Below are 13,996 nucleotides of genomic sequence, written 5' to 3'. Positions count from 1 at the left end.
GTTATTAAAAAACCATATAATCAGCGTCTTAACAGCACTGACTATATGGTAGTTTTTGATAGAAAAATCAGAAGTTATCTTCTTATTTTTTCTTCGTTAATTTTGTAATTGCAGGTAAGTTTACACCTCCGGTAATAAGAGCTCCTTTTACAGCAACACCTGAGTTAACATCGATTTGGTAAACACGTCCTTCATCGTTTGTTACAAAACTTTTGTATGTTTTTCCGTTTTCTGTAAAAGCACTTCCAAAACCATAATAGTTATCTCCCGCATGATCAGGCAATCCTGTAACTGCCGTAATTGCTTTTGTACTAAGATCTACTATAGCAGATTTAAATTTGAAGGTACCATAGTTTAAGAAACTCCAGTTTCCTTGTGCCGCATCAATATCCGAAGGAATGTAATTGATTAATACTTTTTCGCCTCCTACAGGATAAGCAGATACAACTTTTCCTTTAAGACTGCTTACTTCCATATCTAGGAAATAAGTAGTATCAAATTCTGATTGTCCTTTTTTAATTCTAAGAACTCCAGAGTGAGAAGCTGTTGCAGTATAACCTGCCGTACGTGAATTTGAAGAGAATGTATAAATGTCTCCAGATTCTGTCTGAACCATTCCTGTATTAGTATAATATTGCCCAATAGCGGTTGTACGAGTATCTGTAATAGTTTTTACATATTTTAAAGAAGGATATTCATAAACTTTTACAACTGCATTTTCCTGATACAATTTCCAGTTGGCATCACGCTCAAATGTAGATACAAAAACTCTGTTTCCTGATACATTTACACTTGTAGGCCATAAAAAATGCCCGTTAGGTAAAACGAAATCATCAAATACACGATTTGTAATACTTGTTGTAGCCGGATCATATAAAATTAATTCGTTTTGTGTTGAACTGGCATCCCAAGGAGAATTTACCAAAATTAATTTATTATCATCTGTAGTTCCGTAAGCATAAGTATCTCCTGTAAAAACATGATTACTTGTTGCTAATTTACCATCAGTATTTAGGAAATAACCAACAGAACCTTCATTTTCTCCAGAAAGGGCAAAAAATGTATTCGCTACAGGTACACCTGCACTCGCTGGTTGCTCGATTCCTTTTCCAACCATATTGATTGTTCCGGTCAAAAGTTCATCTGTAGATTCAAACTGCCAAATGTAGGTGTCAAAATCAGTTGTTTGGTAGGCAAGTACATAACTTACGTCAGCCGGATCTTCTACAGGTGCTGAATCATCATTGCTACATGAAAATGTAACTGCTGATAGTATGAATAAAGCTAAAAGTGTTTTAGTTCTGGTTATCATTGTTTTAAATTTAAAAAATTATTAATTAGTTTATAAAGTATCTGAATTTGATTGTAAATGACCTTCCTGGTTTTTGTACTTTGAAGTAGTCATATACTTTTGTGTCGGTAATATTATTGCATTCTAAACCCACATTGTATTTTCCTTGCCCAAACACATAAGCCGTAGCAATACTTTGTGTAAATTGTTCCGGTATTGTTCTTCTACTGTCTGGCGATCCGTTTTTTGTTGATACTAAATAGTATTCAGCTATATAGTTAGAGAATAAATTAACCGTTAGATTATCATCAGAAGTTCTGATTTTTCTAAAGTTGAACCCTAAATTAGCATTACCATAAAAAATTGGTTCATTTGCTATTTGAGCACCTTTTAAAGCATTTGGGATATTAGATCCCGCCGGATCAAATTTTCTGGTATCAATAGTTTTTTGATGCGTAGCGTTTATTTCAAAAGTCAACCAGTTCATATAACCATATTGAAAAGCGCCGTCGAAACCGGTAACTCTTACGTCTGCAATGTTTTCAAACTGAGATTGAGCTCCTTGTGCTTTTATTCGTATGTAATCTTTTGCATTTCTATAAATAAAATTCCCCTGAAAGCCAAACGAGTGTTTTTCATATGCTTTCTTAAAAGCAAATCCTGCATTAAAATTATCACTGGACTCTGGTTTTAATCCCGGTGTTGGCAAAACAAGCAAACCATCACCTAACATTTCTTCGGCTGCAGGTAAACGAAAAGCATGTTCATAAGATGCTTTTACCTGTATGTCGCCCGTAATAAAATAACCTAAAGCTGATCCATAACCCAAATCATCAAATGAATTTTTTAAGACGTCGTATTGCTTGGTTTCTGCATAGTCATCTTTTACGACCATCATACTGCTTTTTAAGAAGTATTTTTTAGTAAAAGCTATAAAAGATAATTTTCGATCAAATGCTGCCAGATTATAAGAAAGACCTAAAATGTTTTTATTTAAAGTAGGAGAACCAGGTTTAGTAATTGTTCTGTACTCATCGTCTTCTTTACGCGTTAAATCAACAAGAGAGTGATTCAACACAAAATACTGCTGTTCATTTAAATCATATTTAAAATTGGTATTTGTCTGAAGCGAATGATTGTCATAAACATAAAGTGTTTTTTCACGGGTTATTTCTCCCCCACTGTTTAAGTTTTCTATAGTACGGCTTCCATCCCATTTGTATCTGTAAGAAGACGTATCTACAGATCGGCTATTTACGATACTGTAAGATGCTGCTAAATTAACAGACAAGTTTTTAGTAAAAAGACTGTCTTTTTTATATTTAACAGAAGGAACAAAGGCCTTACTATCCTTAAAAGCATCACCTACAACCCTTTGCATTGTGCTTCCGGTTTGTATTTCTTTTTTATTGCCAGACACCATCATTCCAAATAAAAGATAATCAGCATATGATTTATTCTTCACTCCTATTTCAGCCATAATTCCTGCTGATTGATAACCATCATGAAACTGTTTATAAGCCTGTTCAGGACCAAAATTTCCGTTTTTATCCGCTACACTGGCATAAACCTTATAACTGTTGTCAGAATAATTACCAAAAGCATTTATATTGGCAACCAAACCATTTTTACCACTAAAACGAGTGTTAATTGCTAACTTATGTGTATTAAATGAACCAAAACTATAAGATGCATCAACATAACGTTTTACAGATTGGTTTGTAATTATATTTACAGCTCCTCCAAGAGCATCACTACCTAATTCTACCGGAACAACGCCTTTGTAAACCTCAATACGTTCTGCCAGATTAACCGGAATATTGTTTAGTGTAAAAGAAGATCCGTAACTGTCTATTGGAATTCCATCCATAAAAAACTTAACCTGATTACCTGAAAATCCATTTAATGAAAATTTAAAATCAGATCCCATTCCACCCGATTCCCTAACACGAACACCGGTAGTTCTGTTTAATACCTGATTTAAATCCTGAGAACTATTATGAACCATTTTCAAATCAACAGCAGCAACATTAAAAGCTTGTTCACGAACACGTTCTACTTTAGACTTTCCTGTTACCTGAACTTCATTCAGAGCAGCCATATCTTCTTCTATAGTTATACTTGGTGCAGTTTGGTCTGACTGAAGATTAATCTTTGTTTGTCTGGATTTAAAACCAACTGAACTAACAGATAACACATAATTTCCTGGTTCTGCTGCTATTTCATATTCTCCTTTTTCATTTGTTAAAGTAGAATATGCCGTTCCTTTTAATGCTACAGAAACACCTTCAGCAGGTTTACCATTATTTTCTAAAATGATTCCCGATAAGATTAATTTTTTATTTTAAGAAAAACCTTGAATTGAAGTTACAAGAACTAAGAGTAAGAGAAATATTCTTTTGATTTGCATTACCTGAAGTTGAAATTAATTTGGCACAAAATTAACTTCTATTAACAGTTTTTGCAACTTATATTTAATTATTCTAAATAAGAATACTAATTAACTTTTTAAATGCTTTATTAGTAAAAAAAGAAATGATTTTTAAGATTAAATTAATTCTATCTTAAGATTTGCTTAAGAAACAGTATTTAAAAAGTTAAAAATTAAAGGTAAAATTCAACTAAAATTTAGATTTTAAACATAAAAAAGCCCGCTAACACTGTCAGCAGGCTTTTAGAAAGTTTAAAAATTATACTACAAATCCAGATCAGAAAGTGTTGCGATTAATTCTTCTATAATTATTTTTATATCTTTTTCAGTTGTTCTCCAATTTACAAAAGAAGCCCTTATACCTTTTTTATTTTGATAAACAGTTGGCGTCATAAATACTTTTCCCTTATCGTTTAATTGAGTCAAAAAAGCAGAAACTTTTTCCTGATTATTTTCTCCCTTCAAAGTAAAACAAACATTATTAAGACGAATTGGAGCCAAAAGTTCAAAATTATCATTTTCGATAAGTGCATTTGCAAAATGCAAAGCCAAAGCAGCACTATTTTCTATAATATCCTGAAAACCTTCTTTTCCATAAGCTACCAAAGAAAACCAAACCGGCAAAGCTCTTAAACGACGTGAATTTTCAGGCAATACATTAAGATAATTAAAATTATCCAGCGGATTTCCTAAATAAGGCGCATTAGAATTCTGAAAAGTTTCTACCTGAAGATTCATATGCTCTTTTTTAATTAAATAAAAAGCACTTTCATAAGGAACATTCAGCCATTTGTGGCAATCAATTGTAATACTATCAGCACTTTCCCAACCTTCTGTAAGATGTTTATATCTATCTGAAACAGCAGCAAAACCACCAAAAGCAGCATCAATGTGCCACCAGAATTTATGCTTTCCTTTTAGTTTTGAAATAGCTTCAAAATCATCAAAATCTGCTGTATTTACCGTTCCCGCACTAGAAATTAAAATAAAAGGTTTTCCGTTTAAATTTTGAATATGCTGTTCTAAATCATCAATATCAATTGCTTCACGATTACCTTCTATTGTTTTAATTGGGGTGTAATTACTACTTCCAACCCCTAACATCGATAATGTTTTTATTGACGAAGAATGTGGCGTAGCCGTCAGGATATTGATCGTTTCTGATATTCCGTTTTTGGCAAAGTCTTTTCCGGATTGCGCTCCAAACCATTGTCTTGCAACTCCCAAACAAGTAAAATTTGACATTGTTGCTCCAGTAACAAATCCGCCTGAAAATGATTTAGGCAAGTTTAGCAATTGCAACAACAAATTGATCGTTTCAAATTCTATTAAAGCAGATGTTCCGCCTTGTGCCTTTATAGCCTGAGTATTTTGATCATACACAGTAGACAGCCAATCTCCTGCAATTGAAGCCGGTGTCGAACCTCCGGTTACAAAACCTAAATATCTTGGTCCAGGCGACGCAACCATCAAAGGCGCTAATCTTTCTTTAAATTCTTTTAGAGCACCTAATGATCCTAAACCTAATTCGTTTAAATCCCGCGTAGGATTGATTGTATTTTTATTAGAAGTTGGAATAGTATCAATGTTATTTAAAAAATCTATTCCTTGTTGTTTTACCTGATTAAGTATGTTTTCCAGATCATTGAGATCATGTTGCAGTATGGTATTCATTATATATTACTTATGTACTTATCTCTAATTATCTTGCATTAAATAACACGCAGACTTTTTAGATTAAGCTGATTAATATTGATTATTATAAAAAGGATTTGTCTTGAAAGTTTTGTATTACCACTTGGTTTTTTCAGAGAAACGCGACACCATCATAGAACAAATTACATCACCATTTGCATTTAGCAAAGTTGCAATTGGGTCAACGAGCGTTCCTAATATCATTGCTACAGGCAAAGCTTGTTCCATTGGCAATCCATAAACTGTAATGGCCAAAACTTCTCCTATATATCCACCATTTGGAATTCCGCCTTCTACAATCGATACAATAACTGTGATTCCTAAAGCTAAAAGTATCGTTAACGGATCTGTAAAATCTTTTCCAAACATGGCAAAAAGAACCGTAATTTTTAAAATCGACGACATACTCGAACCATCTTTATGCAAAGGACCACCTATTGGAATAACGAGATTCCTGACATGTTTTGGAATATTCATTTTTTCGGCAGCATCAAGATTTGCCGGAATTGTAGCAATGCTGCTGCAGGTTCCTATTGCGGTTAAAGACGGCGTAATATTGTTACTCCAAAACACCTTAAATGCTCGTTTACCTCCGGCTAATAAAGCGTATAAGCTAAAAAACACAAAGAAATAAAAAGTACATGCTGCATAATAAACGCCTAATGGTTTTGCATAAGCACCAAACAGTTGAGGTCCAAAAACGCCAACCTGATAAGCAAAATAAGCGCCCAAACCAATTGGTGCCAATTTCATAATCATTGTCAGAAGCTGCTTCATGACTTCGTTTCCAGAATCGAGAAAATTTCTAAAACCAGCTCCTTTTTCCCCAGATTGTAAACTGGCAAATCCTAGCAAAAACGAAAAGATAATAAGCGCTAACATACTCTTTCTGGACAATAATTCGAAAAAATCATTTACTGTAACCAATCTTGCTATTTGATCTCCAATACTTCCGGATTGAATATTTTCTATAGGAACTTTAGAAATTATAATACTCTGATGAATTGGAAATATATAAACAGCCACTATCATTACAATAGCCGAAATAAGAATTGTACCTAAAAAAACGGCGAGCATAATCAGAAAAAGCTTTCCTAGTTTTTCTGTCTTTTCTAAATTAGCAATAGACGAAGCAATCGTAAAGAAAATAAGCGGAATAATTGCTGTAAAAAGTAAGTTCAGGAAAATATCGCCAAGTGGTTTAATAACCTCAACATCTTTTCCGAAAATTAAACCCAGAATACTTCCAAGTATAATCCCGCCAAGAAGTAAAAGAATACTACTGTAACTTTTGAGAAAATTGATTTTTTTAACCTCCATAAATTTAAAGTATTACGATTCAAAAAAGAAACATGAAATAAAAATCAATTAAAGTAATCAAAAAAAGAACTCGAAATATAGAATACCTATTTTTCTTATTTTTCTAAAACTAAAGTAGTAAAAGCTCTGTCGACCAATTCGCCAGTCTTACTTTTTACTTTCTCTGTTAAAGTCTCTTTGTTTATGATTTTAAAAGGTGATTTCTGAACTAATTTTTCGGCCTTTTCAGTACTGTAAAGGTCAAATTCGAATTGAGTAAAAGGAAGTTGTTTCATAAAACTTTCTTCGGCAAAAGTAATGCACAGAATTCCTTTTGGCTGTAAAACCCTGTAAATTTCTAAAAGCAATTTTTCAGGTTCCTGCCAGAAATAAATTGTATTTACTGTAAATACTTTATTGAAAAACAGATCTTGAAACGGAATTACATTTCCGTCATAAACCGAAAAAAAAGCTTGTTTCTGATAAACATAATTTCTGTTGATCTGGCGTGCTTCCTGAAACATTAATTCAGACATTTCAAGTCCATAATATTTAAGGTTTTCAGCTTGCTCAAAGATGAATTCTACATGTCCCGCATTTCCGTGACCTAATTCAAGAATTGCATTTCCCGATTCTATATGTAGATTTTGAATCGAATGGCGCGTCATGTTAATGTTAGTTTCATTCATCATGTTGCCCATTTCGATCCCTTTTTCTCCTGTTGGATGTTTAAGCTGAGAAGCTATTGCCTGTAATTCTTCTTGTTTCATAATGGTAAAGATTAAAATCCAAATTTAAAAATTCCAAATTCCAAGCCGCTGGGTCATTGCGAGGAACGAAGCAACCACACTAACAAAAGCACAAAAAATAAGCAACATGAGATTGCTTCGTTCCTCGCAATGACATTAAAAAAGATGACTCGCAATCTGGCGAATATTCTCAGATTTCCCCATAGAATAGTAATGCAAAACAGGAACTCCCGCAGCTTTTAATTCTAACGATTGCTGAATTGCCCATTCGATACCTACTTGTCTGATTTCTGCATTGTTCTTGCATGAATCGACGGCATGAATTAAATCTTCAGGCAAATCAATACGAAAAATCTGTGGTAAAACCTGTAAATGTCTTTGTACAGCAATTGGTTTGATTCCCGGAATAATAGGAATTGTGATTCCCATTTCTCTGGCTTTTTCTACAAAACTGAAATATTTTGAGTTGTCAAAAAACATCTGTGTTACCACATAATCAGCTCCGGCATCTACCTTTTCTTTTAGTCTTTTTAAGTCAGATTGCAATGATGGAGATTCTAAATGTTTCTCCGGATAACCAGCAACTCCAATACAGAAATTGGCTCTGTTATCAGCATCCATTACTTCATGAAGGTATTTTCCCTGATTAAGTAAACTAATTTGTTTTACTAAATCAATTGCGTAATCGTTTCCTCCTGCTTTTGGCATAAAATATTGCTCGTCTTTCATGGCATCACCACGCAAAGCCATCACATTGTCGATTCCTAAATAGTTACAATCTACCAAAAGATATTCGGTTTCTTCTTTTGTAAATCCTCCGCAAAGTACGTGAGGAACGGTATCGACATTATATTTATGTTTTATAGAAGCGCAAATTCCAAGCGTTCCCGGACGCATACGAGTCAGTTTTTTGTCTAAAAGTCCGTTGCCTTTATCAATATAAATATACTCTTCGCGAGAAGTTGTTACATCAATAAATGGTGGATTAAATTCCATCAACGGATCAATATTATCGTATAATTCCTGAATGCTTTTCCCCTTTTGAGGCGGAATAATTTCAAATGAGAATAATGTATTTCCTTTGGCGTTTTCTATATGTTCTGTTACTTTCATTATTAAGTCTTAAAGTTGTAAAGTCTAAAGTCAAAAGTCTTTCCTTTCGGACTTTAAGACTTTTGACTTTAGACTAATTTAATCTGCTATATTAGGGTTTAACCATTTCATTGCGTAATCTGTTGGTACATTGCGTCGTTTGGCGTAATCTACTACCTGATCTTCTTTTATTTTTCCGAGTCCGAAGTATTTACTTTTCGGATTCCCAAAGTAATATCCGGATACTGATGAAGCTGGCCACATTGCCATACTTTCGGTTAAGGTTACTCCAATTTCGTCGGCTACGTTTAAGAGTTTCCAGATTGTTGGTTTCTCTAAGTGATCCGGACAAGCCGGATATCCTGGTGCAGGACGAATACCTTTATAATTTTCTTCGATCAAATCTTCTGTCGAAAGTGATTCTTCAGCATCATAACCCCAGAAATCCTGACGTACTTTTTCGTGAAGATATTCGGCGAAAGCCTCAGCAAAACGATCCGCTAATGCTTTTACCATAATCGAATTATAATCATCCAGATCTTTTTCAAATTCGGCTGCCCATTCGTCAACACCAAAACCGGTTGTTACACAAAAAGCTCCTATATAATCTGTAATTCCTGAATCTTTTGGCAATATAAAATCAGACAAAGCGATGTTTGGTGCACCTTTGGTTTTTTGTGATTGCTGACGAAGCGTTAAGAATTTTTCCAGAATTTTTCCGTTTTCATCACGCAATTCGATATCGTCATCGTCAATTTGATTCGCAGGGTAAATTCCATAAATTCCTTTTGCTGATAATTTTTTCTCAGCCAGAATTACTTTCAGCATTGCCTGAGCATCTGCAAAAAGAGAAGTTGCTTCTACTCCTACAACCTCATCCGTTAAAATCGCAGGATATTTCCCAAACAATTCCCATGTTCTAAAAAATGGTGTCCAGTCGATATACGGAACCAAGACATCTAGTTCTACTTCGACAATTTGTTTTCCAATTACTTTTGGTTTGGTTGGCGTATATTCTGCCCAATCTAGTTGTAATTTATTTTTACGTGCTTGTTCAATCGTCAGGAAGTTTTTGTCTCTCGAACGATTCAAAAACGTTTCTCTAAACGCATCATAATCTGCACGAATATCGCTTGCATATATTTTACGGTTATGATCTAATAGATTTCCTGCAACGGTAACAGCTCTCGAAGCATCGTTTACGTGAATTACAGTTTCTCTATATTGCGGAGCGATTTTCACGGCTGTGTGCGCGCGCGAAGTCGTTGCTCCACCAATCATAATCGGAATTTTAATTCCTTGTTTGTCTAATTCTTTTGCCAAGTACACCATTTCGTCAAGCGAAGGAGTAATCAATCCGCTTAAACCAATAATATCAACATTATGTTCAATCGCCGCAGCAATAATTTTTTCCGGAGGCACCATAACACCAAGATCTACAATCTCGTAGTTGTTACACGCCAAAACCACCGAAACAATATTTTTACCAATATCGTGAACGTCACCTTTTACGGTTGCCATCAATATTTTTCCGTTTCCTTGTTTGTCTCCCGCTTGTTTACTTGCTTCGATATAAGGCAATAAATATGCAACGGCTTTTTTCATTACACGTGCCGATTTTACTACCTGAGGCAAGAACATTTTTCCGCTTCCGAATAAATCTCCAACGACATTCATTCCCGTCATCAAATTGATTTCGATAACTTCAATAGGTTTTGTTGCTGCCAAACGAGCTTCTTCAACATCTTCTTCAATAAAAGCATCAACTCCTTTTACCAATGAATGCGTAATACGTTCCTGAACCGTTCCTAAACGCCATTCCTGAATCGCTTTTTCATCACTTTTTACTTCACCTTTTACGTTCTCAGCAAAATCCAAAAGTCTTTCTGTTGCGTCGTCGCGTCGGTCAAGAATTACATCTTCAACGTGTTCTAATAAATCTTTAGGAATATCATCATAAATCGAAAGCATCTCCGGATTTACAATTCCCATTGTCATTCCGTTCTTGATCGCGTGGTATAAAAACACCGAGTGCATCGCTTCACGAACCGTATCGTTTCCTCTAAAAGAAAACGAAACGTTACTTACACCACCACTAATATGCGCGTGAGGCAAGTTATCACGAACCCATTTTGTCCCTCTAAAAAAGTCCAAAGCATTTAAGCGATGTTCTTCCATTCCGGTTGCAACTGGGAAAATATTCAAATCGAAAATAATATCCTGTGGCGGAAAACCAACTTTGTTAACCAAAATATCATACGAACGCTGACAGATCTCCACTCTTCGGTCAAAATTATCTGCCTGACCAACTTCGTCAAAAGCCATAATAATAGCTGCCGCTCCATATCGTTTGATTAATTTAGCGTGGTGAATAAAGGCTTCCTCGCCTTCTTTCAACGAAATGGAGTTTACAACGCTTTTTCCTTGTACTACTTTTAGACCTGCTTCAATGATTTCCCATTTCGAACTGTCGATCATAATCGGCACTCTCGAAATATCTGGTTCAGATGCAATTAAATTCAAAAATTTAGTCATTGCCTGAACCCCATCAAGCATTCCCTCATCCATATTAATATCGATGATTTGCGCTCCTCCTTCTACCTGTTGTCTTGCAATATCAAGTGCCTCGTCATACTTCTCTTCCTTGATTAAGCGAAGGAATTTTCTTGAACCCGTAACATTCGTACGTTCCCCAATGTTTACAAAAACACTGGTTGGCGTAATAATCAACGGTTCTAATCCTGCTAATACAAGGTCTCTTCTATTTTCTGCCATTTCTTTTTTTCAATTTTCAACGGAATAAATTCCATTGCTACAATATGTTTCGTTCCTCTGGAACTTTTATTTCAACGTCTTGCTTGTCTTTGCGAGGAACGAAGCAATCTCATTCTACTTTTCAATATCTTATTTTGGGCGTGTCCCTCTGGGTCGGGCTATCCGCTATTAGTCCTCGCACTTCCTTCGTCAGGCTTTGGGCTAGCCACTTCTATCCCTCACGCAAATCTCGGTTTCAAAATAACTTTATATTCCTCACGATTTCAATTATCGTTTTTGAAACAATTTCTCTTTTACTACCGATCTGTTGTTCCTACGGAACTATTGTTTTTTTGGGCTTTTATTATTTCAACGGAATAAATTCCGTTGCTACCAATCTCTTGTTCCTACGGAACATTTATTTCCAATTAAACTCTTAATCAATAAAAACATGTTTTTCGAATCCTCCGTAAAACACATTTTCTATCCATGTCTTAAATTCTAAATTTGTCGTAATGTGATATATTTTACCGTTACTTTCTATTTTGAATTTTTCGTTATTATTAATCTTGCTTCTAATACTTTTTAGTTCAGAAACACAATACAAATATGGACTCGTTGTATCGTACCAATTTGAATTTAGAAATGCTTTAAAAACCTCTCCATCTTCTGAATAAACAATATGGTCTCCATCCATTTTTGATATTGCTTGTATTTATAGAAATCTATATTAAAAATAAATTTTCAAAAAAAACTTTATTTTGCAGGCACTGGTGAGATGCTTGCGCTAGCTGTAATATCCAAAGCTATTTCGTTTAATGATCGAAGTAACTCATTTATATTATTTTTTGCCGAAACTTCATTAGCTAATCGTAACCTTTTTGCCCCAATAAGTGCATCTGACATTTTAGCGCTACCCGATTGTTTAATATTCTTACTAAACTTTAATTCATTTTTGTAATACAACTTATACTCTATTGTAGTTTTGACCGTAAAAGTCGTACCAAAAAAAGGTTGATCTACAGAGATTAAATTAATTTCAAGAACCCAGTCGTCATCATTTGTAATAGAATCTATTTTCGAAAATACTTCAGATTCAATAACAGACTTTTTAAATGCCTCTCCAAAATTTTCATTAGAAATCTTAGACGTCCATAATGGATTTGTTTTTTTTCCGCCTGTAACAGATTTTATGTAAATTTTATCTCCAATTTTCTTTTCTGCTTTATAATCTTTAACCGTCATCCCTTCAATACTTGCTGACGAAGCACATTGCGTAAGAAAAATTGAAAGAAAGACTAATAAACCTAAATATTTTAATTTCATATTAATTAACTTCAAAGACAACTATATTTTTATTATATAAAATTTTTAGACCAATACAGGCGCTATACGTGGCTTATAATCCTTCGCAACTTCAGCAATTAATCTGATGTGATCCGGAGTTGTTCCGCAACAACCGCCAATGATATTGATTAAATTATCGTCTAAATATTCTTTAATTAATGCCTGAGTTTGTTCTGGTGTTTCATCATATTGTCCGAAAGCATTTGGTAAACCTGCATTTGGATGTGCCGAAACATTAAAACTTGTATGTTGTGCTAATGTTTTTAAATATGGTTTCAACAAATCGGCACCAAGAGCGCAATTGAATCCTACACTCAATAACGGAATATGCGATACTGAAATCAAAAATGCTTCTACCGTTTGCCCGGAAAGTGTTCTTCCAGACGCATCTGTAATCGTTCCTGAAACCATGATTGGAATATCCAGATTACGTTCGTCTTTTACTTCTTCAATAGCAAAAAGCGCCGCTTTAGCATTTAAAGTATCGAAGATTGTTTCTACCAAAAGTAAGTCGCAACCTCCATCCATTAACGCTTCTACTTGTTGTTTGTACGCAATACGCAAATCATCAAAAGTTACGGCTCTGTAACCCGGATCGTTTACATCTGGTGACATACTTGCTGTACGGTTTGTTGGTCCAATTGAACCGGCTACAAAACGTGGTTTGTTCGGATTTTTGGCTGTAAATTCATCAGCTACTTCTCGGGCAAGTTTAGCCGATTCGTAGTTTAATTCGTAAACCAAATCTTCCAGGAAGTAATCGGCCATACCAATTGTCGTTCCTGAAAAAGTGTTGGTTTCTACGATGTCTGCGCCAGCTTCGTAATAAGCGGCGTGGACATCGCGAATTGCTTGTGGTTGTGTTATGGATAGTAAATCGTTGTTTCCTTTTAATGGATGCGGAAAATCTTTGAAACGCTCTCCACGAAAATCCTCTTCGGAGAAATTATAGCGCTGCAACATTGTTCCCATTGCTCCATCAAGGATTAGGATATTTTTTTTTATTGCTTCCTGAATTGTTATTGACATAGCTTTTGGCTTTTAGCTACTAAGACACTAAGGTTCTAGTTGCTAAGTTTTTATTTAATTATAATTCTAACGTTTAATAAACCTCACGAGGTTTAGCACGATATTTTGATTCACATTAATTCCAAAAATTCACTTTGTTGGCTCATTAGCCCCGATTGAAGTGGAAATCCTTTTGCTTTTTTCTTTAAAAAGTAAAAGATTGCAACGAAAAGCGGGAACGATTGATGGCAAAAATGCGCCAATGATTCGCTCATGATACCAAAGTGAATTCGGTAAAATTATATTGTAAGTTGTCAGGAAGAGTTTTGA

General features: G+C 34.7%; 10 protein-coding genes. All 10 read right to left on the bottom strand.

From position 1 onward, the window contains the following. Window positions 1–82: 82 nt before the first annotated feature. On the bottom strand, window positions 83–1,312 hold the full coding sequence (locus ASF10_RS02540; RefSeq protein WP_056244991.1) for a DUF4374 domain-containing protein: 1,230 nt from the start codon (window positions 1,310–1,312) through the stop codon (window positions 83–85). Window positions 1,313–1,337: 25 nt separating this feature from the next. Beyond that, window positions 1,338–3,608 carry a TonB-dependent receptor gene (locus tag ASF10_RS02535; protein WP_241774896.1) on the bottom strand — a complete coding sequence of 757 codons (2,271 nt, stop codon included), beginning with the start codon at window positions 3,606–3,608 and terminating at the stop codon, window positions 1,338–1,340. 378 nt (window positions 3,609–3,986) lie between these two features. Then, the gene (locus ASF10_RS02530) at window positions 3,987–5,396 is read right to left on the bottom strand and encodes a pyridoxal phosphate-dependent decarboxylase family protein (protein ID WP_056244988.1); all 1,410 of its coding nucleotides are present in this window, start codon (window positions 5,394–5,396) and stop codon (window positions 3,987–3,989) included. 117 nt (window positions 5,397–5,513) lie between these two features. After that, entirely contained in the window at window positions 5,514–6,737 is a 1,224-nt protein-coding gene (locus ASF10_RS02525) for a dicarboxylate/amino acid:cation symporter (protein WP_056244984.1), read from the bottom strand. Window positions 6,738–6,832: 95 nt separating this feature from the next. Next, window positions 6,833–7,486 (bottom strand): class I SAM-dependent methyltransferase, encoded by a 654-nt coding sequence (locus ASF10_RS02520; RefSeq protein WP_056244981.1) that lies wholly within the window; start codon window positions 7,484–7,486, stop codon window positions 6,833–6,835. Window positions 7,487–7,621: 135 nt separating this feature from the next. After that, on the bottom strand, window positions 7,622–8,578 hold the full coding sequence (gene metF / locus ASF10_RS02515) for a methylenetetrahydrofolate reductase [NAD(P)H] (RefSeq protein WP_056244977.1): 957 nt from the start codon (window positions 8,576–8,578) through the stop codon (window positions 7,622–7,624). 78 nt (window positions 8,579–8,656) lie between these two features. Then, a complete protein-coding gene (gene metH, locus ASF10_RS02510) occupies window positions 8,657–11,332 on the bottom strand; it encodes a methionine synthase (RefSeq protein WP_056244974.1) in 2,676 nt (891 codons plus the stop codon). Between the two features lie 415 nt (window positions 11,333–11,747). Then, on the bottom strand, window positions 11,748–12,008 hold the full coding sequence (locus ASF10_RS02505) for a hypothetical protein (RefSeq protein WP_056244971.1): 261 nt from the start codon (window positions 12,006–12,008) through the stop codon (window positions 11,748–11,750). Window positions 12,009–12,067: 59 nt separating this feature from the next. Next, complete coding sequence (locus ASF10_RS02500) at window positions 12,068–12,637, bottom strand: hypothetical protein (protein ID WP_056244968.1); 570 nt, start codon at window positions 12,635–12,637, stop codon at window positions 12,068–12,070. Between the two features lie 45 nt (window positions 12,638–12,682). After that, a complete protein-coding gene (locus ASF10_RS02495; RefSeq protein WP_056244966.1) occupies window positions 12,683–13,687 on the bottom strand; it encodes a homocysteine S-methyltransferase family protein in 1,005 nt (334 codons plus the stop codon). Between the last annotated feature and the right edge of the window lie 309 nt (window positions 13,688–13,996).

The sequence above is a fragment of the Flavobacterium sp. Leaf82 genome (assembly GCF_001422725.1).
In the GTDB taxonomy this organism is placed as follows: domain Bacteria; phylum Bacteroidota; class Bacteroidia; order Flavobacteriales; family Flavobacteriaceae; genus Flavobacterium.
This window is presented reverse-complemented; position numbering and strand designations above follow the sequence as displayed.